Annotated in this window: 21 protein-coding genes; 11 read left to right on the top strand and 10 right to left on the bottom strand. The window is 42.5% G+C overall.

Annotation, left to right across the window (positions count from 1 at the left end; translation table 11 throughout):
- Positions 1-284: 284 nt before the first annotated feature.
- Entirely contained in the window at positions 285-4,556 is a 4,272-nt protein-coding gene (gene glgP, locus WCM76_14490) for an alpha-glucan family phosphorylase (protein MEI6766834.1), read from the top strand.
- Between the two features lie 183 nt (positions 4,557-4,739).
- Entirely contained in the window at positions 4,740-5,567 is an 828-nt protein-coding gene (locus WCM76_14485; protein ID MEI6766833.1) for a cyanophycinase, read from the top strand.
- 16 nt (positions 5,568-5,583) lie between these two features.
- Here WCM76_14485 and WCM76_14480 read toward each other — a convergent pair whose 3' ends face one another.
- The 10 genes from WCM76_14480 to WCM76_14435 form a co-directional block, all read right to left on the bottom strand.
- Positions 5,584-5,931 carry a hypothetical protein gene (locus WCM76_14480; GenBank protein MEI6766832.1) on the bottom strand — a complete coding sequence of 116 codons (348 nt, stop codon included), beginning with the start codon at positions 5,929-5,931 and terminating at the stop codon, positions 5,584-5,586.
- 127 nt (positions 5,932-6,058) lie between these two features.
- Positions 6,059-7,039, bottom strand: coding sequence for an OmpA family protein (locus WCM76_14475; protein MEI6766831.1), 981 nt, complete (start codon positions 7,037-7,039; stop codon positions 6,059-6,061).
- Positions 7,040-7,417: 378 nt separating this feature from the next.
- Positions 7,418-8,854, bottom strand: a complete 1,437-nt coding sequence (locus tag WCM76_14470; GenBank protein ID MEI6766830.1) for a T9SS type A sorting domain-containing protein — start codon at positions 8,852-8,854, stop codon at positions 7,418-7,420.
- 37 nt (positions 8,855-8,891) lie between these two features.
- Positions 8,892-10,151 (bottom strand): DUF5723 family protein, encoded by a 1,260-nt coding sequence (locus tag WCM76_14465; GenBank protein ID MEI6766829.1) that lies wholly within the window; start codon positions 10,149-10,151, stop codon positions 8,892-8,894.
- Between the two features lies 1 nt (position 10,152).
- Positions 10,153-11,739, bottom strand: coding sequence for a hypothetical protein (locus tag WCM76_14460; protein ID MEI6766828.1), 1,587 nt, complete (start codon positions 11,737-11,739; stop codon positions 10,153-10,155).
- Positions 11,740-11,782: 43 nt separating this feature from the next.
- The gene (locus WCM76_14455; GenBank protein MEI6766827.1) at positions 11,783-13,057 is read right to left on the bottom strand and encodes a replication-associated recombination protein A; all 1,275 of its coding nucleotides are present in this window, start codon (positions 13,055-13,057) and stop codon (positions 11,783-11,785) included.
- A gap of 62 nt (positions 13,058-13,119) precedes the next feature.
- On the bottom strand, positions 13,120-14,004 hold the full coding sequence (locus WCM76_14450) for a diacylglycerol kinase family protein (protein MEI6766826.1): 885 nt from the start codon (positions 14,002-14,004) through the stop codon (positions 13,120-13,122).
- Positions 14,004-15,893 (bottom strand): LTA synthase family protein, encoded by a 1,890-nt coding sequence (locus WCM76_14445; GenBank protein MEI6766825.1) that lies wholly within the window; start codon positions 15,891-15,893, stop codon positions 14,004-14,006. The genes WCM76_14450 and WCM76_14445 overlap by 1 nt, the downstream gene beginning before the upstream one ends.
- Positions 15,894-15,978: 85 nt before the next feature.
- Positions 15,979-16,314: a DUF5011 domain-containing protein gene (locus WCM76_14440; protein MEI6766824.1), complete on the bottom strand. Its 336-nt coding sequence runs from the start codon at positions 16,312-16,314 to the stop codon at positions 15,979-15,981.
- A gap of 61 nt (positions 16,315-16,375) precedes the next feature.
- Positions 16,376-17,026, bottom strand: coding sequence for a DUF5011 domain-containing protein (locus tag WCM76_14435; GenBank protein MEI6766823.1), 651 nt, complete (start codon positions 17,024-17,026; stop codon positions 16,376-16,378).
- 111 nt (positions 17,027-17,137) lie between these two features.
- Here WCM76_14435 and WCM76_14430 point away from each other — a divergent pair, with 111 nt between their 5' ends.
- The 9 genes from WCM76_14430 (at position 17,138) to hgcB (ending at position 21,938) form a co-directional block, all read left to right on the top strand.
- Positions 17,138-17,377 carry a thioredoxin family protein gene (locus WCM76_14430; protein MEI6766822.1) on the top strand — a complete coding sequence of 80 codons (240 nt, stop codon included), beginning with the start codon at positions 17,138-17,140 and terminating at the stop codon, positions 17,375-17,377.
- On the top strand, positions 17,378-17,746 hold the full coding sequence (locus tag WCM76_14425) for an ArsR family transcriptional regulator (protein MEI6766821.1): 369 nt from the start codon (positions 17,378-17,380) through the stop codon (positions 17,744-17,746).
- On the top strand, positions 17,743-18,297 hold the full coding sequence (locus WCM76_14420; GenBank protein ID MEI6766820.1) for a nitrophenyl compound nitroreductase subunit ArsF family protein: 555 nt from the start codon (positions 17,743-17,745) through the stop codon (positions 18,295-18,297). Before WCM76_14425 ends, WCM76_14420 begins: the two co-directional genes overlap by 4 nt.
- Before the next feature lie 39 nt (positions 18,298-18,336).
- Entirely contained in the window at positions 18,337-18,768 is a 432-nt protein-coding gene (locus tag WCM76_14415) for a nitrophenyl compound nitroreductase subunit ArsF family protein (GenBank protein MEI6766819.1), read from the top strand.
- Positions 18,769-18,772: 4 nt separating this feature from the next.
- Complete coding sequence (locus WCM76_14410; protein MEI6766818.1) at positions 18,773-19,480, top strand: aromatic aminobenezylarsenical efflux permease ArsG family transporter; 708 nt, start codon at positions 18,773-18,775, stop codon at positions 19,478-19,480.
- A 12-nt stretch (positions 19,481-19,492) separates the two neighbouring features.
- The gene (locus WCM76_14405) at positions 19,493-19,906 is read left to right on the top strand and encodes an arsenate reductase ArsC (GenBank protein MEI6766817.1); all 414 of its coding nucleotides are present in this window, start codon (positions 19,493-19,495) and stop codon (positions 19,904-19,906) included.
- Between the two features lie 68 nt (positions 19,907-19,974).
- Positions 19,975-20,541, top strand: coding sequence for a leucine-rich repeat domain-containing protein (locus tag WCM76_14400; protein MEI6766816.1), 567 nt, complete (start codon positions 19,975-19,977; stop codon positions 20,539-20,541).
- A gap of 64 nt (positions 20,542-20,605) precedes the next feature.
- Positions 20,606-21,637: a mercury methylation corrinoid protein HgcA gene (hgcA, locus tag WCM76_14395; GenBank protein ID MEI6766815.1), complete on the top strand. Its 1,032-nt coding sequence runs from the start codon at positions 20,606-20,608 to the stop codon at positions 21,635-21,637.
- Between the two features lies 1 nt (position 21,638).
- Positions 21,639-21,938: a mercury methylation ferredoxin HgcB gene (hgcB, locus tag WCM76_14390; protein MEI6766814.1), complete on the top strand. Its 300-nt coding sequence runs from the start codon at positions 21,639-21,641 to the stop codon at positions 21,936-21,938.
- Positions 21,939-22,062 lie beyond the last annotated feature (124 nt).

Here is a 22,062-nt window from a genome sequence, read left to right as displayed (position 1 = left end):
AAAATTAAGAAAAATAAAGATATGAATCTTATACGGTGTACTTACCAAAAAGTTCAAACACATAACAAAATAAGCACTGCCCAAATTATTTCCTTCGCAGTCGTTTCATCAGGAATCAATAAACCTCCTGTGCTAATGCATCACGTTGCTTGAATTGAATTTCCCCCGACACATATTATAAATACAGTATATGAGTGCGTATATTTCAATAATGAAACTCTCAGGTTTAACCTTTACCTAAATAATAGTACCTTTGCCCTTCTTAAAAAATAAACAAAAAAATAATGTCAGAGAATAAACTATTAGCACCGGATTTCCTTTTCGAAGTAAGCTGGGAAGTATGTAACAAAGTGGGCGGTATTTACACTGTCATCTCTACCAAAGCAATTACGCTTGCCGAAGAACTTAATGACAACTATATCCTTATCGGACCGGATGTGTGGATGGAAACCCGCAACAACCCCGAATTTATTGAAGATAAATACCTCTACCGCTCATGGCGCGAGCAGGCCGAATCGGAAGGACTCAAACTCAAGATTGGTCGTTGGAATATTGCAGGACGGCCTGTTGCCATTCTGGTTGATTTCACGCAATTTATAGCTTCCAAAGACAAGATATTTGCCGAATTCTGGGAAAAATTTGAATTGGATTCATTGCCCGGGCAATGGGATTATGTTGAACCGGCATTGTTTGGATACGCTGCTGCACGAGCCATAGAGAGCTTCTATAAATTCAATATCAACGCGCACGACAAAATGGTGGCTCAGTTCCACGAATGGATGACAGGCACGGGTGTATTATACCTAAAAGCGCATGTACCTCAGGCCGGATGCGTGTTTACAACACATGCCACCGTTCTGGGCAGAGCAATTGCCGGAAATTCAATGCCCCTTTATAAAGGTCTTGAAGGCTATGACGGAGAAATGATGGCACGTAACCTTGGTGTAACAGCTAAATATTCTCTTGAAAAAATTGCAGCAAATGAAAGCGACAGCTTCACAACTGTGAGTAGTATTACAGGTGAGGAATGCACGCATTTTCTTAAAAAAACAGTAGATGTAATTACCCCTAACGGGTTTGAAGATTCATTTATTCCGCCCGACGGAGACTTTGCGCGACTGCGCAACGGGGCCCGCGAAAGCCTGTTCACCGTTACAGAAGCACTTACGGGAACTGCAATTTCCAGAGACAGCATTCTTATACTGAACAGCGGCCGTTACGAATTCAGGAATAAAGGAATAGAAATATTTATTGACAGCCTGGGTAAACTGAACAAAAATCCGGAGCTTAAAAAAGAAGTCATTGCTTTTATTGCCGTACCTGCCGGTCATACCGGACCCAGACACGACCTGATTGAAAAGATGAACAACCCGGCCGCCCGCCATCCTCAAAGCGATGAATACCTCACCCACTGGTTGTATGATGCCGACTCAGACCCTGTGCTTGCACGTATTCGCGAGAATGACCTCCGCAACCGCCCTGAAGACAAAGTGAAGATTATTTTCGCACCCTGTTACCTGAACGGCGAAGACGGCATTTTTAACCTTCCGTATTACGATGTGCTGATAGGCTTCGACATGACCGTGTTCCCCTCCTATTATGAACCATGGGGATACACTCCTCTTGAAAGTATTGCTTTTCATATCCCGACTATAACAACCAATCTGGCCGGCTTCGGCGTCTGGGCGCTTTCTTTTAAAGAGAAAGCAAGCCAGTGCGTTTTTGTTGCCACCCGCACCGAAGATAATTATCTGGAAGTAACGGAATCTATCGCCGGAAGGCTTCTTGATTTCACCATTAAATCGGCAGACGAACGCAAAAAAATGGGTGAATGCGCCTTTAGTTTATCGCGTTCAGCCTTATGGAAAAACCTGATAGCCTATTATCGCGAAGCTTATGATATCGCACTTCAAAAAACAGAATTGCGGTCGCGTCTTTTTGCAGGAAAACTGCCTCAGGAAACAGTTGCCGGATTTCAGGGAATTACAAGGGTAAGCCCCGAATGGAAAAAGTTACTGATAAAGCCAAGCATTCCCGAAAGCCTGTCAGCACTGCAGAAACTGACACGCAATCTTTGGTGGACATGGAGTTTCGAAGCCCAGGAAATGTTTGAGATGATTGATAAAAGCCTGTGGGAATCTGTTCATCACAATCCCATTGCCCTTATCGAATCGCTCTCGCTTGAAGATTTCATAAAACTTGAGAAGAATAAAATATTCACCGATAGACTGAATAAAGTTTACAGTGATTTTGAAAAATACATGAACCGCCCAACGGACGATCCCGAAAGACAGGTCGCCTATTTCAGCATGGAATTCGGACTGCATGATTCGCTTAAAATATATTCGGGCGGATTAGGCATACTTGCAGGTGATTATCTGAAAGAAGCCAGCGACTCACGGAAAAACATTGTTGGCATCGGTTTGCTTTACCGCTACGGATATTTTGCACAGGGCATTTCATTGCTCGGCGACCAGCTTCCGGCCTACCCGCCTCAAAAATTTTCGCATTTGCCGCTCATACCGGTAAAACATAACGGAGAAAACGGTAACGGTGAAGGTGGCAATAACTGGATTAAAGTAAGTGTGGCATTTCCGGGACGCGTGGTATTTGCAAAAATCTGGAAAGTGTATGTTGGTCAGGTAACACTGTTCCTGCTGGATACCGACTTTGAAGACAACACACCCGAAGACCGCGCTATTACGCATCGCCTGTATGGCGGCGATTCCGACCTCAGGCTTAGACAGGAATTGCTGCTGGGCGTTGGCGGTATTCGCCTGCTTGATGCACTTTCTGTTCATCCTAACCTGTATCATTGCAATGAAGGTCATGCAGCATTTATCGGCATTGAGCGCTTGCGCAAATTTGTTCAGGACGAAAAACTTCCGTTCAGTCAGGCACTTGAAGTGGTAAGGGCATCTACACTTTTCACTACCCATACGCCAGTTCCGGCAGGGCACGATACCTTCAGCGAAGATTTATTGCGCACCTATATTCCGCATTACGCGGAACGCCTCAACATGACATGGGAAAATTTCATGAACCTTGGCCGCATCAATGATAACGACCATCTCGAAAAATTCTCCATGAGTATTCTTGCCGCCAAACTATCGTCGGAGATAAATGGTGTGAGCAGAATTCACGGACGCGTAAGCCGCCAGCTATTCTCGGATTTATACCCGGGATATTTTCCTGAAGAATTGCATATAGGTTATGTGACCAATGGTGTGCATTTCCCTACATGGGTATCTAAACGCTGGAAAAAATTATACGACGCCGAATTTGGTGAATGTTATCTGAACGACCAGTCGAATCCCGACCACTGGAAAAAGATTTATAACGTCCCCGATGAGAAAATATGGCAGCTGCGGCAAAAACATCGTAAAGACCTTATCGTTTACCTGAAAACACGACTGGTTGATGAAATGACGCGCAGACAGGAAAACCCGAAAAACATCTTTAAAACAAACAAAACACTCAGTGAAACCGTTCTTACAATTGGTTTTGCAAGGCGATTTGCTACTTATAAAAGAGCGCATTTACTGTTCTCCAATCTGGAACGTTTGGCACGCATCGTGAATAATATCGATAAACCCGTTCAGTTTGTATTTGCCGGCAAAGCTCACCCCAACGATAAGGCAGGACAGGATTTGATTAAGAGAATCTTTGAGATTACCCGCAGACCTGAATTCCTGGGCAAAATCATCTTTCTGGAGAATTATGATATTGATCTGGGTAAAAGACTGACACAAGGTGTTGACGTTTGGTTGAACACGCCGACACGTCCGCTCGAAGCATCAGGCACCAGTGGCGAAAAAGCCATTATGAACGGTGTTGCCAATTTCAGCGTGCTCGACGGATGGTGGGCCGAAGGTTACAAACCCGATGCCGGTTGGGCACTCAAAGAAGAACGCACCTACCAGGATCAGCCGATACAGGATGAACTGGATGCCGAAACGATTTACAACATCATAGAAAATGAAATTGTTCCTGCATTTTACGGATTAAACGACCAGGGCGTTCCTGAAAAGTGGGTGGCTCACATTAAAAATACCATAGCACTCATCACTCCTCATTTCACTATGAAACGTATGGTGGATGATTACTACAACAAGTATTATCTGAAAATGTTCGGCCGCGAGAAAGAAATGACCGCCGATAATTTTGAAAATGCCAAGAAAATGGCAGCATGGAAACAAAAAATGCTGCGTGGCTGGGAAAGCATTGAAGTAGTTTCGGTGACTATGACCGACACCAATAAAAACCCACTCACGCTGGGCGAAACATTCCATGCCGAAATCGTGCTGAAGATGAATGAACTTTCCGGTTCGGATATCGGTATTGAAATAATATTCGGTCAGAAGGTAAATGATCAGGTAGAACGGATAACGCACATGCAGGAGTTGAAGATATTAAGTTCGAACTGCAATGTCATCACTTATGGTTGCGACATTCACGCAGAACGGGTCGGCGTATTTGATTTTGCGTTCCGGATGTTTCCACGAAATGCGATGATGCCGCACCGTCAGGATTTCAACCTCATTAAATGGCTGTAATGTAGCTTTTTAATATTTCAGAAAGTTAAATCCGGATTTCGCCGGAAAAAAAACAGGACAGCATCCGGTTCATTCGGATGCTGTTTTTTCTTTGAACAGCCTGTAAGCCTTCGCGTTGATTTATTTTGTACCTTTGCGGTCTTTTTACAAAACTGCCCTTACTACCTATAACACAACATAAAGATGACCCCGATCCGGAAAAGCGCAAGCAAAGGCTATCTCGTCCTCATTGGCGGTGCCGAAGAAAAAAAAGGCAAGGAAAGCATACTCGCAAAAACATTATCGCTCAATAATTCCCACAACGTTTGTATTATTCCGTCCGCATCCGCCTATCCACGAGGCGTTGCAGAAGAATATATGACCGCCTTTAAAAAACTGGGCGCCAAAAATGTTGAGATACTTGATATTCGTGACCGTCAGCAGGCAGAACAGCAAGAATTCATTGATAAAATTGCTGAAGCTGACCTTATCTTCTTTACCGGAGGCGACCTGCTGAAACTGATTTATGTACTTGAAGGAACCGCATTGCTCGAAGCCATTCATAAAGCAAATAATGAAGGTGCAACAGTGGCAGGAACAAGTGCAGGCGCATCGGCTACCGGCGATCCCGTATTCACGGGCGGCGACGAAAAAGGTCTTTCCAAAGGAAGCATCAACATTCATGACGGCTTCGGATTCATCAAAAATATTGCCATCGATACCCGTTTTGTGAACCGCGGCCGGCTCGGCAGGCTCACTCAGTTTCTGTGCTCAGGCCGCACACGCAAAGGCGTCGGGATAGGCGAAAACACAGGTATTATCATTGCACCTTCGATGATATTTGAAGTTTACGGTCACGAAATGGTGACCGTTGTATCGACCGAAAATGTGGAATACTCCAATTATTATGATATTGATGACGGCGGCGAAATTATCATCGAAGGCATACAGGTGGGATTTCTGCAGCACGGCAGTCATTTCAATCTGAACACCTGGAAAGTAATTCCGAACGCCCGTAAGGAACATGAATAGCAATTGAATGTGGTGATTAATCGAAGGTTTTGATTGAAATTTTGCATACTTTTTCGTAAACATTCAGTTCAAAATCTTTAGGCACAATCAATTCAAACGACCAGTTAAAGCCTGCTTCAGCAAATTCTATTGAACCTTCAAATCCTTTTTGTAGAACAATAGTGAAATCACCTTCATCGCTTGACGTTTCTTTATACACAATCGATTTGTCAGGATTTGAAATTCTAAAATTTTTGTTTGGAATGGAGCGACCGTCTTCATACCTGAATCTGAGGTTCACGACCATTTTATCCTGAGCCATTGCTCTCTGAAAAGCACCGCAGCATAACAGCGCGGCAATAAAGAACATTATTGTCCTTTTCATAAGTTTTTAGTTTTTTTGGGGGAAAGGTTTACTGAAGCAAAAATAAGAAAGCGCCGACAGTTTTCAATACGAAAAAAGACATTTCTGGCGTTAATAAAAACAGTTTAACTTATAGACTTACAGATTATTATTCGCTTATCACGCGAACTTCTGTTCTTCTGTTTTTCTGACGGCCGGCATCTGTATCGTTGGTATCTATGGGTTCATTTTCGCCATAGCCTTTCGGAAGGATGCGTTTGGCGGAGATACCTTTCTTCACCAGATAATCGCGGACAGCGTTTGAGCGGCGCTGCGATAATTCCATGTTATAGTCGTCGGGGCCTTTATTATCGGTATGTCCGGCAATTTCAACCACCATAGCGGGATTTTCTTTCATTGCGGAATAAAGCGCGTTCAGGGCAGGAAATGACTCCTCACGGATATCGGATTTATCATAATCAAAATAGACGTTGTCAAGCGTGTAAGTGCGCTTGTACTGTGTCACAACCTGAATGGTTATATTATAGACGTACTCCGAATAGCGTTCATTTTTCGGCAATTCAATTTTCTTTTTGAATATTCTTCCGAATTTTGAAATGGTGAGATCATACGTCTGATACTGGTCGATATCGGTGGCGCAGGTGCCGTCAAGTCCGGTAGTACAGTTATAAACCTCATTGCCGTTCTGCGACAGGCTTATTACAGCTTCCTGTTCATATACATTATTTTCGTCAGTAACTTTGAAAATAAGATGTGTAGTATGCGATGTTTCGGCTGCAGGAATTGTACCGGCTTCGAGCGAAATCTTGCAAACGGTGGTGAAAGAATTGAGACCTTCCTTATTCGGGATATTGAGTTCAAACGACCAATTTTCGCCCGATTCGGTAAATTCAACAGTCAGCGTAGAGCCTTTTACAAGTTTAGCGGTATAATTTCCCGATGCATCGGTAATACCTTTCAACAGCACCGTTTTGTCAGCTTTGTAAATAATGAATTGTTTGGATGCCAGTGGCTTTTCATTCACATCCCTGAACTCAAAGTTTGCGACTACAGTGTTCTGAGCTATCAAATTGGGAACATACGAACAGGTTATTATCAGAAGCAGAAGGAAACCGGCTGTTTTTCTCATGATGCGCAGTTTTTTGTATTTACTATTTATACCACAAACGGCAAAAAGGTAATTCGCGAAAGTGTTTTTATGAAATCGGGGTTATTATTTATAAACGCAAAAAATACAAAAGGATTGTGTTGCCGGTGGTGGTTGGTGTTTGTGCTACAAAATATTTTGTCCCTATAGGGACAAATCTTTCATAAACCATCATTGTTCTAGAAATATTGCATCCCTAAAGGGATGGCAATATACATATCCGTTTTAATTCTTAACAAATATTGGGGAGAAATTGTTTGTGCCTTTAGGCACACGATATTTCTAGAAAATATCCATTTATTAGTTGGTTGTGCCATAGGCACAAAATATCATGCATTTATTAAAGAGACAAAAAACCAGCTATCGGCAGATGAATATTTTTTCGGCAAATGAAATTGAAGAATCAGTAAGACGAACTAAATACATGCCATCAGTACAGTTGGTCAGATTTAGTTCCAATTGTGAACCGGCTGAAGGAATCTGCTTCGAGTAAACTATATTTCCGAGTATATCATACACTGTTATATCCGCATTTTCTAAGGCGTGAGTGCTATTTATCATTACTTGAAATAACCCCGTTGAAATATTAGCAAGAATGGAGAATATTTTGGTCGATTCGTCTGAAATTTCTGTTGTACCTGCAATATGAACGGCAGTTCCGACTATTGTACAATCTTTATCGGTTTTAGCAATAAGAATATTTGACAGACCGGGGCCCATGCCTTCGGTGGAGCCTATCGCAATATACCCGGAGTCATGGGTTTGAATTGCATAAGCCAGTCCGTCGTCCCAGACAGAGCCAAGCGTATAGCTACAATAAAATGCCGCGTAATCGCCCATTAATGAGTAACACGCTTCTTTTCGGCCATATCCGTAACAGGTTGTTGTACCAACAAAAACATAACGCGCAGAATCGTCAACCGTTATACTACAAATTACTTCCTCCTGCGGACAGATAGTCCATGATTGCGGGATACTCCACATAAAAGAGCCATTGCTGTGAAATCGCATTGCCCATTTTTGCTTATTAATACCTGTATCTTGCGTGCTGCCACCAAAAATATATCCGCTGTCGGGCAGTGTTTTCACCGAATAAATCAGGTCTTCAAGAGAATCACCGTAAACAGCAGTCCACACCGTATCACCGAAAGGGTTCATCTTCATTATCAATCCGTCGAACCCTCCCGCACCAAAGCTTTTGGTATTTGCGCCCACGTAATAATTCCCATCGCTTGTGGTATCAAGGCAGGTGGCATAATCCGAACTGTCGCCGCCATAAACCATGGTCCACAAGGTATCGCCGACAGCATCAAGTTTCAGAATATAGATGTCGCTGCTGCCGCTTCCGTAACTGTATGTTTCACCGGCCACAACATAGGTAGTATCAGGGAGTGCAAGAACAGCATGTGCCATATCCCAATCGCTTCCGCCGTAGGTTTTTTCCCATTCCACATTGGCATTTGAATCGGTTTTAATCACGAGCACATCGTAGGAAGATGTGAAATTTTTATCGGTATATCCGGTTATAATCAGTCCTTTGTCGGGTGTGCGTTTAAAGTCCTCCGACTGATACACGGCTTCACTTCCAATCACTTTTTTCCAAAGAATTTCTCCCAAAGAATCAATTTTAATGATATTGATTTTTGTATTGCTGCTGCTGCCTTCATTCGCCAGAACAAAAAAGCTGCCATCGGCATCTTCAATAATTCCCTTACCATAAGCGTACTGCCCGTTACCGTACGTGTATGTCCATACCGGCGTTTGTGCAAATGTATTTATGCACATCGCGGTAAGCATCAAAAACAGAATTAATATGATACGGCAACACTTCATGTTAAAATGATTTAGCAATAGAAAAATAGCCCCCAATCCCGGCTGCATTCTGTGGGTTCAGATAAGCATTCAGATATCCGGTTCCCAATTGCAGGAAAAAGCTGTTCGCAATATTTGCAGTGATTTCGGCACCGGCGTTGAATGTTCCGTAACCGCGCATCATCAGTATCGCGGCGAGCCTCAGTTCAGATTTTTTCCAGCGATAGCAATAAGCAGGTTTGATGATTACCTGAGGCTTATATTTACTGAAGAATTCATGCCTGACCATGGCGCTCAGCAGAAATCTATCTTTCAAAAATAAACGGTTATAGGAAATATTGAACTGCATGGGCAGCCACATATCGTAAGTTCCGTGCTTGTCGGCAAAAGAGAATTCATTCAGAATACTGTCTTTTGTTTTTCCTGTAAAGGTTGTTGCTCCGATGTCAAGCATATCTTTCACTTCAAAGCCGTCGAAATGATACAGCGTATCCCGGGAATACTGCTGCGAGCGGCTGCTCCATTTAATAAAACCAAGATCGGACAGGCTGATTCTGAAATTATTTTTATGATTATCGGTTACAGACCAGAACACATCTACTGAAGCGCCTGCGCCATTCATTGCCTTCAAATCAGACGATGCAGAATCGGAACGACGCAAACTCATATCGGCATCGAGTGCGATGAACATAGCGTCTTTCTGCGTAAACAGCGTCGCCTGTTTCACATCCACGTCAAGGTTTTTCTGTCCTTTTACAAATCCCACAGCCAGCCCCAACGTGTGGCGGTTGTCTTTCCCGAATGATTCATAGAACCCGGCTTTGAGCTGCTGATAGGTAATCATGTTCATCCCAACATTATTAATATGGACGAACTGGTCGGTGTACTGCGCATTTCCAAAAAAGTACAGGTCGAAAAACTCTTTATCGAACGACAGCTCAATACGATCGTGCTGTTCAAGTGTTCCAAAAAAACCGCTGTTACGATTTGCCGTATCCGACACTCGGAAAGTGAGTGCGGCATCAAAGCGGTATCCCAGCAAATTGTAATCCTTCATGCGGGCGCTGTTGTCCTTTTTCAGTTCGTCCGTCAGGAATTTACCGTTGTAAAAATCATACATAAACTGATTGGTTACCGCCGTACTGTTCACTTCCAGATTTGCATCCAGCGAAATAACATTATGCTTTTCAGGATTAAAGCCAAAGTTACCCGACTGTGCACTCAGGAAAAGCGGCAGTGCTGACAGCATCCATAATATTATTGCAGGTAGAATTCTTTTCATGTTACTGTGTCACCAGATATGTGAACCTGCCTGTAAGTTTCAGGTCGAGTTTATAATTATTGTAGATTTTTACGTATTGTCCTGCGCCTGCGGTATTGAAGCGTGCAACAATCAGCATGCGGTGCGTGGCATAGAGTTCATCAATTTTTGACGGACTGACGGGAATAAGCAAAACCGACCGTGTTGATTCCGTTACCATGTTGTTACCATCGATAACACCGGCTTCTATATGGTTGGTAAATAACAATGAATCCATGGTTGTTCCGTCATCTCTCAAAAGATATAAGTAAAGGTCTGCACTGAAAGGAAATCCATTATCCGCGTAAAGCGACAACACACCGTCTTTAATTCGCTGGGGCGATGATTCTTCGCCGAGGTTGAATGCCAACGTATCCGTAAGGGTAAGATTATTTGCAATTATTGATAATGGTATTTCGAGGTCGAGGAAGGCATCGAGGTAATGACCGTAATACATAAAATCATTGCCCGACGACACATTGCCAAGCGGGTTGGCGTCCACAGAAATTTTATAATCAATGCGGTCGGGCAGATTTTCAATGAAGTCTGTAATGTTCGAATTATCGAGATTGAAACTGTATTGCGACGGAATTACAGGGTTGACAGGGTTTCCGGTTTCAGCAGCGCGAGCAATATTTAAGGGTGCACCGACAATCGGATCATTCAGGCTCACCGAAATTCCGGTGCGTGTATTTACCGATTTTATTTCATCAAAAACAACCCGCGAATCTATTCCAAAACCATTGGTAACATTGAGTTTAAGTTTTACACTTTCGAGTCCGAGCGAACCTCCTGTGAATTTTGAGAAAATATTAAAATCCGTTGATTCAGGACCAAAAACAAATTGTTCATTCCCAAAATATCCGCGTACGTAATCGGCGCTGATATCGCGGAAGCGGAAAAAGAACTTGAACTGATCCTGTGCGGTAAGCGTCACCGCCGATCCGGCAGGATCAAGCATTGCATCGGTAATTGTGGTAATTCTGTTGGCACTAATGTGATTTTGACCGCTCATATCAATTGAATATCCTGAGATATCATATTCCTTAGTAACATGCGAATTCCCATTCACGGTTCCCGGCACCGTTTCAATAATGTGAAGCGGAACGCCGTTTTTAGTAGCGGATGTTATGGTATAATCAACGATGATAGCTTCGTGTAAGGTATTCGTAAAGTCAACCACCAGCTTGCCAATTCTCACTTTTATAATTGAAATTTCGGCACCATTGAACTTGAATTTGGTTTCCTCGGTAACATTCAAAATTTGCTGTCCGGGTTGAATCACTGCCCCGGGAAAGGACGGCAGATAATTGTAGGAAATCGTATCAGGCATATCAATCAACGCATCGGCAGAAAAATCGTACAATGAATTTCTGTATACCAGTGTAAGTGAATTATCGGGGTTTGTTTGAAGAAGTGAATCGGCAATTAATTTATTGATAGTCATGGTTGACTTCAGCAAAGGCAGGTTCATGTCCACATCCCACGATGGGCTGATGTTCTTGCGGCATCCTGCGAATACAGCCAAAAAAATGAAACACAGTATTCCGGTTTTTTTTATGCTCATCATGCAAAAGATGAATATCAGATTAATAAGTAAAAGTACAAAAAAATCAGTAATTATATTTTTTGCCCCAGCGCAGTTTCAGCCAGTTGCGTATCTCCTTCTCCCGTTGATTTTCCTGAGGGTCGTATAATTTTGAGCCGCTCACCTTTTCGGGAAGAAATTCGAGGTCGGTAAAATTGTTCTCAAAATCGTGCGCGTATCTGTATTCCTTGCCGTAGCCTATATCTTCCATAAGCTTTGTCGGTGCATTGCGCAAATGCAGTGGTACGGGCAGATCACCGGTCTTTTTCAACAGACCATGCGCATTTTTTATTGCTTTGTATGAAGCGTTGCTTTTGGGCGATGAAGCCAGATAGATGGCCGTTTGCGAAAGAATCAGTTCACATTCGGGATAACCAATCAGGTGAATCGCCTGAAAACAGTTGGTAGCGAGTAAAAGTGCGTTAGGATTGGCATTGCCGATATCTTCGGATGCCAGAATCAGCATGCGCCTTGCAATAAATTTGGGGTCTTCGCCACCTTCAACCATCCGTGCAAGCCAGTAAACAGCGGCGTTGGGATCGCTGCCACGCATTGATTTTATAAAAGCCGAAATAATATCATAATGCTGTTCGCCCTGTTTATCATACAAAGCAAGATTTTGTTGAATGGTCTCCAACACCAGCTCGTTCGTAATCACCAGCGGTTCGCCGGATTTGAGTTGGGCACCCACCACAAGCTCAATTGCATTTAGTAATTTACGTGCATCACCGCCCGAAATGCGCAAAAATGCTTCCGTTTCCGGAATCTGAATCGTAGCGTTCAGTTGTTTCTCCAGTGTAACGCGCGCACTTTCGGTTATCTTAATCAAATCGTCCTTTTCAAGATTCTTTAAAATATAAACCTGGCAGCGCGACAGCAGTGGCGATATCACTTCAAACGAAGGATTCTCAGTGGTAGCGCCTATTAGCGTAATAAGACCTTTTTCAACTGCACCCAAAAGAGAATCCTGCTGAGCCTTGTTGAAACGGTGAATTTCATCGATAAACAATATCGCATTTCCGCCGTCTTTAGCGGCTTTTTCAAACACGTCACGCACATCTTTAACACCGGAATGTGCGGCGCTCAGTGTATAAAACGGTCGCAGCAACTGCTGAGAAATAATATATCCAAGCGTTGTCTTTCCCACCCCGGGCGGACCCCACAGTATCATCGACGGAATATTGCCCGACTCAATGGCTTTGCGCAATATGGCGCCTTTGCCTACCAGATGCTGCTGCCCGATGTATTCATCGAGATTTGCAGGCCTGAGCTGTTCGGCAAGTGGGATGTTGTTCTGCATATGCTGAAATTGAAGCATACGAAGGTAAGAATTTGAAGCGACCACGCAAGGTGAAACATCATTTATGGCACTAAAACCCGAACGGAAGCCGGATTTACTTTAACAATAAGTTCTTTGGTGAGATGCACCTGGTCGCCGTCAATATGGGCAATGAAGTTCTTTAACTGGAAACAATGGATTTCACTGGTGCGGATGATTTCAATCCAGGGTGTAATATCAATAACCTTTGCAAACATAAGTGGCACCAGGAGTGGTGCGAATAAAATATTGGGTTTGCTCACGATGCATACATCCAGCAATCCGTCGTCAATTTTCGCTTTAGGCGCAATAGCGCAATTAAAACCGAACTGGTCGGAATTGGCAAAGCTGACCATAAACGCACGCCGTTTAATCATTTCGCCATTTATATAAAATTTGAAATGGTTTGACTTAAACAGTGTGTATTCTTTAAGGATAATCCATGCGTAGGTCCAGAAACCCCTGACGGTACTTCGCGCGAATTTTTCTGCCACATAAGCATCAAAGCCAATGCCGGCAATACTTACAAATAATTTATCGTTGATATTTGCGGTATCAATAATTTTAACGTTGTGACGATTTATAATACGCAGCGCTTTCTTTATACTCCTTGGAATACGAAGAAAATGCGCCAGCCCGTTGCCCGAACCCACAGGAATGATACCGATTGCCGTTTTTGAGCCCAGCACTCCCCGCGCCACCTCGTTGATTGAACCGTCTCCGCCTGCTGCAACAACAATATCAACACCCTGTTCAGCGGCATCGCGACTCAGGTCAACCGCATGTCCTGCAAATTCGGTATAGCAAATTTCGTGTTCAAACTTAGAATGGTCCAGATACTTCTCTACACGGCGCTCAACAATGCGCTGCCGCCCTATCCCGGAAACGGGGTTGATGATGAAACGTATTTTTCTTTTACCTTCCATCATTATTTTGCTGTGAGTTTATTTGATATCATCCTGTCCGAATAGCTCTGCAGCAAGGCTTTTGTAAAATTGAGCATGTCAACTTCTTCCCGCTTACCCTGCCCAATCAAGTTCTGTTTCAGCTCCGGATCTCTTCTGTAATCATATAATGACAGCGGCTTATCACCATTAAATTCAAGCGCATACGGTCCCCGAATCAATTGATAAATATTATTCAGATAACTGATAGAAAAATGAGGTGAAACACTATCAAACACGCTTTCACCAAAAGAAACAAATGGCTTGTCGTAATGAAGATAATCGAGCACCGAAGGCACAATATCCGTTTGCTGTACAACGGTACTGTCGAACCCGCTGAGTGTGCTGTTATGCATATAAAATATCAGAGGCACTTCATACATTCCGACATTATTTTTGTAATAAGCATGCTCTGCTTGCGAGGTGTGGTCGGCTGTAATTACAAAAAGTGTATTATCAAACCAGGTCATTTTAGACGCTGTCGCAAAAAACCGGCGGAGCGCAAAATCAGTATAACCGATACTTTCGTGAATATCGAGACTTCCTTTCGGAAACCGTCCGGTATATTTCGCCGGAACTTTGAATGGATGATGCGACGAAAGGGTGAACAGTCCTGCACAGAACGGCTGTTTCATTGCGCAGAGGTTCATCGCAAAATACTGCAGGAACGGTTCGTCCCAGATGCCCCAGTTCCCATCGTAATCGGCTTCATTGTTGTACTCGTACCGGCCGTAATATTTATCAAATCCCGCCATGCGGGCGAAAGCGTCAAAACGCATCGTACCATTGGTACCGCCGTGATAGAATGCGCTGCTGTATCCTTTTTCTTTGAGCAGCGCTGGTAAGGCATCCAGCTTGTTTCCTGCATAAATAGAAGATACATAAGAAGTGTTCATTAAACCCGGTACGCTGGCCAAAACTGCCGGTATTCCTTCAATCGATTTTTTGCCGTTGGCAAAGCAGTTTACAAATACCAGACTTCGACCAATCAGAGAATCCAAAAATGGTGTGTAGCCTTTATAAGTTCCATTATCCAAATCTTTGTTCAACGCACCGATATGCTCCTTTGAGAAGCTTTCCAGAATAATAACCACCACATTGGCGGGTTTAAAATCATGTTGGTTTGCACCAAATTTATGCACAGGAGAAAACAGTTTATCGCAGGTTTCTTTCGGAAAATAATCGAGCTTTTTCAGCGTTTTCTGATTCCATGTATTTACGATTGTAAACGGTGTATTAAGCACCAGCGGCACATTGCGGGCATCCGTTGATTCTCCTGCAGAAATAATGGTAATGGGTCTCAGCTGAAATCCGCCCCTACCCATATACACGAAAAAAATCGTGAACGCGATAATAAGAGCCGTATTGTACAGATAAAAACGCCAGTTGACCGGTTCGGTATCGTACTTGTTAACTTTTGTAAGACGGTAAAGCAATACCATGAGCGCAACCAGCCCTATCCAAATCAGCAAAATATACCAGTAATCGGCTAAAAATCTTGGAAGAAGTGTAGTAGTGTCATTGCCAATGGCGATGTACTGAAAAAAATCGAAGGTTGTGCGTTTTAAGGTAAATCTGAAATAAATAAAATCCAGGCAATTGGCTGCAAACATCACCGAATTAGTGATATAGAACAGATATGCGATAACGGTCTGGTAATAACGGTGGGCCGTAAAACGGAATGGAAGGAGTGAAAACAGCAGGAAAAACGCGTTGATGATTACGGCAATTGCCAAATCGAACCGCATTCCGATTACCATCACCTTCAATAACTCCCAGGTACTGATATCGTTGAATGAGCTGAAGTTGAATGCAAAAAAGAGCAGGCGTTGCAGGCTGAGTATAAACATCACGATGCCCAGCCTGAGCAGCATTGAAAAATGAATATTGCGTAATGAGATTATTCGTCTAAGCATCTTTGAAAATGCACATTTGCGTGGGCAAAGATACACATCTTACTCAGAAAATCTTTACAATGACCGTTCTTACAACTTCAGTGGCTTTGTTGCCGGCTTCGTCAGAGACGTTGTATTTTACATAGTAAGTGCCTTCAACGTTGGCATCTACAAGATTTGTCACTACAATTTTATCGGTAATTACCCCGTCAACATTGTCGGTAGCAGTAGCACCGGCATCAGTATATGAAGTACCTTTCTCGACATACACCTGCGAAGAGCCATTCAGACTGATAACAGGCGGCGTGATATCCTTTGGAGTATCATTTTTCTTGCAACCGGCCCAGAATGAAAGACATATAAATAATATTCCGCAAAAAATTGAAAAAGTCCTTTTCATAAAAATGAATCTAATGGTTACGACAATAAATTTACGAAATTTAGTACTCCTGACCTTACAATTACAATTTTCTTGCAAATCGCACAACTCCCGAATTCCCGTTACCGCTTGTTGTTTCATTGAACAAGATATGGATAATCATTGAATCGCCTATAATAGCCTCTGTTCCCTTTCCGTTAAACGAGCGCGTAACCGGCGGCGTTCCGAAAACCACATCCTGCTGCGGAACTATTAATGAATCTGCATGCACATCGGCATATACAACCGCCTGACTGTAAGCCGCAAATCCCGGAAGCCAAACACGCTTATTCAAAGTTGTAGAAGCCACCAAAGACGTTTGATAATAGACCGTATCGGCCGTTAAATAAGCGGTTGCAGCATAATTCCCAACAAGAAAAGCAGCACTGTTCAGTACATTTACTATGCGTTCAGCATTACCCGTATTGCCCGCAGCATCGGTGGCAGAATATTTAATAACATAGGCACCTGCCAAATCAGGATTTACAGTACCGCTGACGTTCACGTTGAGACGTCCATCCTCGTTGTCCTGTGCCGTTGCCCCGGGATCGGTGAAACTGCCATTCAGGACCACAGACATTGTAGACTCGCCTTCCAGACTCACCACAGGGGCTGTACTGTCAGATTTACGGCAGGAAAACGCAATTACAGAAAGCACAAGAACAATAACGCTTATTACACGTGAAAACTTCATATCAAGCATTATAATATTTCGTGTAAAGATAAAAATAAAAATCACTATTTCGTTTCTGATAATTTTATATTTCGTATTTTTGCGAAATATAAAAACATAATACGATTCATCATGGAAATAAAAGTGCTGGGAACCGGATGTTTTAATTGTAAAACACTTGAAAAAACAGTGATTAACGCTGTTGCAGAAATGGGTGTTGATGCCGACGTAGAAAAAATCGAAGACATTCAAAGAATTATGTCGTACGGTATACTGCGCTCACCGGGCCTGGTTATCAACGGAAAAATTGTGATGAGCGGCCGTGTTCCGACAATGAACGAGATTAAAGAACTGATTGAAAAATACAAATAGATGCCTGCTAAACCAAAATTCACAGAGCAACACCAGCGTATTGCGCAAATTGGCAAAGCCATAAGCCATCCTGCCCGGGTGTATATTCTTGAACGGCTCAATAAATTGAACGGATGCTGCACCAGTGGTGAGATGATAGGTGATATTCCTATTGCTCGCTCCACGCTGTCGCAACATCTGAAAGAGCTGAAGTACGCGGGGTTGATACAGGGCGATATAGACCCGCCCAAAATAAATTATTGTATCAACCGAACAAACTGGGAAATAGCGAAGGTTCTTATTTCAGGATTTATTCTTGATGACGCATGCTGTTCAAGTCCGGAGGGTAAACAAAATAAATGTTCAACGAATAAATTTACAGAAGGATGAACAGTTCACAGATAAAAAGTATAAAAACACTTCTGGCAATAACCGCAATGTTGCTCTTTGGCGCATGCACCAATTCCGCTACCGATTCAGACAAGCCATTGAACGGAGATTCCGTAAATCAGAAACAAAAGGACTCACTTACAGCCATTACAACAACAAAAGACACGCAGAATGCTGAGAACAAAAAACAGGATGCAACCATTACAAAAGCCGGACTGCCGGTTGTTACCATTTATAATTTTCATGTAACCAATCGTTGTGCCGCATGCATAGCTATTGAAGAAGCAACAACAAAGACACTGAATACCTATTTTGCGAAAGAATTCAGTCAGGGACGAATTAAACGCTATATATTAAATGTAGACGATGATGCCAATAACGAAGTTTCGGAAAAATATGAAATATTCGGTTCAGGAATTGTTGTAGCCCGCGTATTTAAAGGTAAAGAGCTGACAACCGACCTTACCGGCGACGGGTTTAAATATGCGAAAAACAAGGAAGAAAAATTCATTGAAATCCTGAAAAATAAAATCACTGAATACCTTAAATAAGTTTCGTTAGATTGAATAAAACAATTTGATAATTTGAAAATGAAAAAAGTAACATTGATAATCATCGCGCTTATATTGACATTTCCGGCATTCAGCCAGCAAAACGGAGATACCATTATTTCAAATAATCCGGCAAACCTGAAACTGAAGGTTTATTATTTTCATATTACAAACCGTTGCCATACCTGCATTTCCATTGAGACCAATATTAGAAAAACCATCAACGAAAATTTCCTGAATCAGCTGGAAACGGGCATAATTGACCTTTACATTATGAATTGTGAATTGCCCGAAAATCAAACTCTGGTAAAAAAATACGATGCCTATGGTGCTACGCTTGCGTTGACTTCATACACCAATGGCAAAGAGCAAAAAACCGAAGACCTTACCAACTGGGCATTTCAGAAGATTCACAGCTCTGATGTGTTTGTTACTGAGTTGAAATTAAAAATTGAAGATTACTTAAAATAATTGTATGGAAGTCCTGCAAAACTGGCTGGATGCCACAAACGTTCCATTTCTGACAGCATTCATACTTGGAATAATGACCGCCATCAGTCCCTGCCCTCTGGCGACCAACATCACTGCCATTGGGTTTATCAGCAAGGATATTGAGAATAAAAAGAAAATATTTATTAACGGATTATGGTACACGCTGGGCCGCGCTATCAGTTACACAGGCATTGGAGTGATTTTATATTTCGGCGCCAGCAAATTTCAGGTAGCAAAGTTCTTTCAATCGCATGGCGAAAAGTTTTTGGGCCCACTGCTCATCATTGTTGGTATTCTCATGTTCGACTTCATCAAAATCAAATTTCAGGGCTTCCATAAAATCAGTGACCGCATGCAGAACAGCGGTAAAAAAAGCAATTGGTGGAGCGCCATGCTATTGGGAATTGTATTTGCATTGGCATTCTGTCCTTACAGCGGAGTGCTGTATTTCGGAATGCTCATTCCCATTACCATCAGCAGCCCGTCGGGATTGGGACTGCCCTTTGTTTTTGCGATTGCAACAGGGCTTCCGGTAATCATTGTTGCTTATTTACTGGCATTCAGTCTTTCGAGTGTGGGCAGTTTTTACAATAAGGTTAAGCTATTTGAAAAATGGTTCAGGGGTATTGTTGCTGTTGCGTTTATTCTGGTTGGAATTTATTACGTGTACATTTTTTATGTAAAATTTTGAAGATTATAAATCATGAAAATACTTATCATTTGCACCGGAAACACATGCCGCAGCCAGATGGCAGAAGGTTTTCTAAAATCACTGAATCATTCAACAGAGGTTTATTCAGCGGGCACACATGCCGAACACAGAGTCAATCCTTACGCAGTTGAAGTGATGGCTGAGATTGGCATCGACATAAGCAGGCAGACACCAAAATCAGTCGACTTGTTTTTAAACGATTCTTTCGATTACGTAATCACAGTCTGTGACGGAGCCAAGGATGTCTGCCCCAATTTTAGCGGCAATGTGGCACATCATAAACATATCGGTTTCGAAGACCCTGCTGATGCAAAAGGCAGCAGAGAAGAAGTTTTGGCAGTATATCGTAAAGTGCGGAATCAGATTATTAAAGCATTTACTTCGTTCAATGATTCAATCAAATAATGAATAAAGCATTGCATTTCATACCGACCGTCAGCAAAATGTTCAGATACATTTTATGCCTACTGTTCATGGCATTTTTCTCATCAGCAGCATCCGCACAATTGCCTGATACCGCTACTTTGACGAAACAAAAAATATTTATTTCGCTGGATGAAGCCCTGCTGAATCCTTCCGAAGTTTATCGTCTGGATCTAAGCAAACAACATCTGGAGCAAATCCCTGCGGGTGTTTTCATGCTTGCAAACCTTCAGGAAATGAATCTTTCGCACAATAAAATTAAGAGCATTCCTTGTGAAATTAAAAGCCTGAAAAATCTCCGAATCATAGACCTTTCATCAAATAAACTAATCACACTCCCGGCAGAGATTGGAACACTCACATACCTGCAAAAGCTCTATCTGAAACACAATAAAATTTCAACACTGCCGATAGAAATGGCATTGCTTATATCATTATCAGAACTTGACTTGTGGGGAAATCGAATTATTCGCTTCCCGGCTCAAATGGCATCACTCAGAAATACATTAAAGAAAATAGACATGAGGGGCATCACCATTAAAACACCGCAACGCAATGCAATTACAGACCTTTTGCCCGATACCGATATATATTTTACAGGATGTAATTGCAATTAAAATGACAACAACACAAACTGAAATAATAATAAATAGTTGATTTCTGATAACCATATAATGCACTATGCAACAAACTTATATTACCGGTTCCGTTAATACTGTTTTTGGACCGGTTCCGCAGATATCCACAACATGGAGCCGCGCCGACATCCGCGACACAATGAAAGTACGGTGGAACATCGGCCGCATGCATTACACCGTTGAACCAGGCCTGTATGCCGTTGGCAATCCCGATGCAAACGCCGATGTTTTTGTTACCGCAAATTATAAACTCAGCTTCGATCACGTTCGCCGGGCTTTGGACGGCATGAATGCGTGGATGCTTGTTCTTGACACGAAAGGAATCAATGTGTGGTGTGCGGCTGGAAAAGGAACTTTCGGCACAAAAGAGTTGATTTACCGCATCAAGGTTCATGCGCTTTTGAATATCGTTGACCATAAAAAACTCATACTGCCTCAACTGGGCGCTCCGGGCATTTCGGCGCATGAAGTCAAAAACACAACCGGATTCAAAGTGGTTTACGGACCGGTTCGTGCAGAAGATATTAAAGCTTTTGTTGCTAACGGCTACAAAGCAACACCTCAAATGAGAAAAGTAGAATTTCCAATTGCAGAGCGTGCAAAGCTGATACCGGTTGAAATCACTTACGGCAAATATTATATGCTGCTTATTCCTGCACTGTTCTTTCTTTTGGCAGGAATAAATGTTCACGGCTATTCCTTGAACCTCGCCTGGCTCAATGGTGGCAGGGCTTCTATAAACCTTGGTTCGGCCTACATTGCAGGATGCGTAATAACACCCTTGCTGTTGCCGTGGATTCCATTCAAGCGATTTTCTTTAAAGGGACTGACTATAGGATGGATAGTTACCTCGGCCCTTCTGTTGTTGAATTTGCTCGGAGATAATATATTTGAGATAATTTCCTGGTATCTGATAAGCGGCGGAATATCTTCATTCATGGCAATGAATTTTACCGGAACATCAACTTATACTTCGCTTTCAGGTGTACAGAAAGAAATGAAGCTTGCTTTACCCATGCAGATAATTGCTACTGCTGCAGGATTAATCGGATGGATTATAACCAGATTTATATAAGATGAGAACACTCGTATATTTAAAAGATGTTGTGACACTGGAGCTAGACCGGCAGAAATGCAATGCATGCAGAATGTGCATTCAGGTTTGCCCTCATGAAGTATTCGCAATTCATGATAAAAAAGCGTTTATACAACATAAGGACTCTTGCATGGAATGTGGCGCCTGTGCCAGAAACTGTCCGGAAGGCGCCATTACAGTGAAATCAGGTGTAGGCTGTGCCGCCGGTATCATTAACGGATTACTGAGAGGAACAGAGCCCAGTTGCGATTGTTCCGGCACAAAAAGTGACTGCTGTTGAAAAAAAATAATTTTATAATTTGAAAATCAGGTAATTTGAAAAATTAAAAAATAAAAACAAAATAAATCAATTATAAGAAATCACTGTTGTCCGGTAAAAGTTTGAAAGAAGCCGAAGCATAAGC

The organism is Bacteroidota bacterium, assembly GCA_037133915.1.
Classification (GTDB): domain Bacteria; phylum Bacteroidota; class Bacteroidia; order Bacteroidales; family CAIWKO01; genus JBAXND01.
This window is presented reverse-complemented; position numbering and strand designations above follow the sequence as displayed.

Bases quoted from the DNA above. Each gene is read 5' to 3' on its own strand.
- WCM76_14425 (MEI6766821.1), top strand. From the start codon at position 17,378: ATGCCTGCTAAACCAAAATTCACAGAGCAACACCAGCGTATTGCGCAA.
- WCM76_14485 (MEI6766833.1), top strand. From the start codon at position 4,740: ATGACCCCGATCCGGAAAAGCGCAAGCAAAGGCTATCTCGTCCTCATT.
- WCM76_14415 (MEI6766819.1), top strand. From the start codon at position 18,337: ATGAAAAAAGTAACATTGATAATCATCGCGCTTATATTGACATTTCCG.
- WCM76_14410 (MEI6766818.1), top strand. From the start codon at position 18,773: ATGGAAGTCCTGCAAAACTGGCTGGATGCCACAAACGTTCCATTTCTG.
- WCM76_14405 (MEI6766817.1), top strand. From the start codon at position 19,493: ATGAAAATACTTATCATTTGCACCGGAAACACATGCCGCAGCCAGATG.
- WCM76_14400 (MEI6766816.1), top strand. From the start codon at position 19,975: ATGGCATTTTTCTCATCAGCAGCATCCGCACAATTGCCTGATACCGCT.
- WCM76_14480 (MEI6766832.1), bottom strand. From the start codon at position 5,931: ATGAAAAGGACAATAATGTTCTTTATTGCCGCGCTGTTATGCTGCGGT.
- WCM76_14475 (MEI6766831.1), bottom strand. From the start codon at position 7,039: ATGAGAAAAACAGCCGGTTTCCTTCTGCTTCTGATAATAACCTGTTCG.
- WCM76_14445 (MEI6766825.1), bottom strand. From the start codon at position 15,893: ATGCTGCTCAGGCTGGGCATCGTGATGTTTATACTCAGCCTGCAACGC.
- hgcB (MEI6766814.1), top strand. From the start codon at position 21,639: ATGAGAACACTCGTATATTTAAAAGATGTTGTGACACTGGAGCTAGAC.
- WCM76_14465 (MEI6766829.1), bottom strand. From the start codon at position 10,151: ATGAAAAGAATTCTACCTGCAATAATATTATGGATGCTGTCAGCACTG.
- WCM76_14435 (MEI6766823.1), bottom strand. From the start codon at position 17,026: ATGAAGTTTTCACGTGTAATAAGCGTTATTGTTCTTGTGCTTTCTGTA.
- WCM76_14430 (MEI6766822.1), top strand. From the start codon at position 17,138: ATGGAAATAAAAGTGCTGGGAACCGGATGTTTTAATTGTAAAACACTT.
- WCM76_14440 (MEI6766824.1), bottom strand. From the start codon at position 16,314: ATGAAAAGGACTTTTTCAATTTTTTGCGGAATATTATTTATATGTCTT.
- WCM76_14460 (MEI6766828.1), bottom strand. From the start codon at position 11,739: ATGATGAGCATAAAAAAAACCGGAATACTGTGTTTCATTTTTTTGGCT.
- WCM76_14420 (MEI6766820.1), top strand. From the start codon at position 17,743: ATGAACAGTTCACAGATAAAAAGTATAAAAACACTTCTGGCAATAACC.
- WCM76_14455 (MEI6766827.1), bottom strand. From the start codon at position 13,057: ATGCAGAACAACATCCCACTTGCCGAACAGCTCAGGCCTGCAAATCTC.
- WCM76_14470 (MEI6766830.1), bottom strand. From the start codon at position 8,854: ATGCTTACCGCGATGTGCATAAATACATTTGCACAAACGCCGGTATGG.
- hgcA (MEI6766815.1), top strand. From the start codon at position 20,606: ATGCAACAAACTTATATTACCGGTTCCGTTAATACTGTTTTTGGACCG.
- glgP (MEI6766834.1), top strand. From the start codon at position 285: ATGTCAGAGAATAAACTATTAGCACCGGATTTCCTTTTCGAAGTAAGC.
- WCM76_14450 (MEI6766826.1), bottom strand. From the start codon at position 14,004: ATGATGGAAGGTAAAAGAAAAATACGTTTCATCATCAACCCCGTTTCC.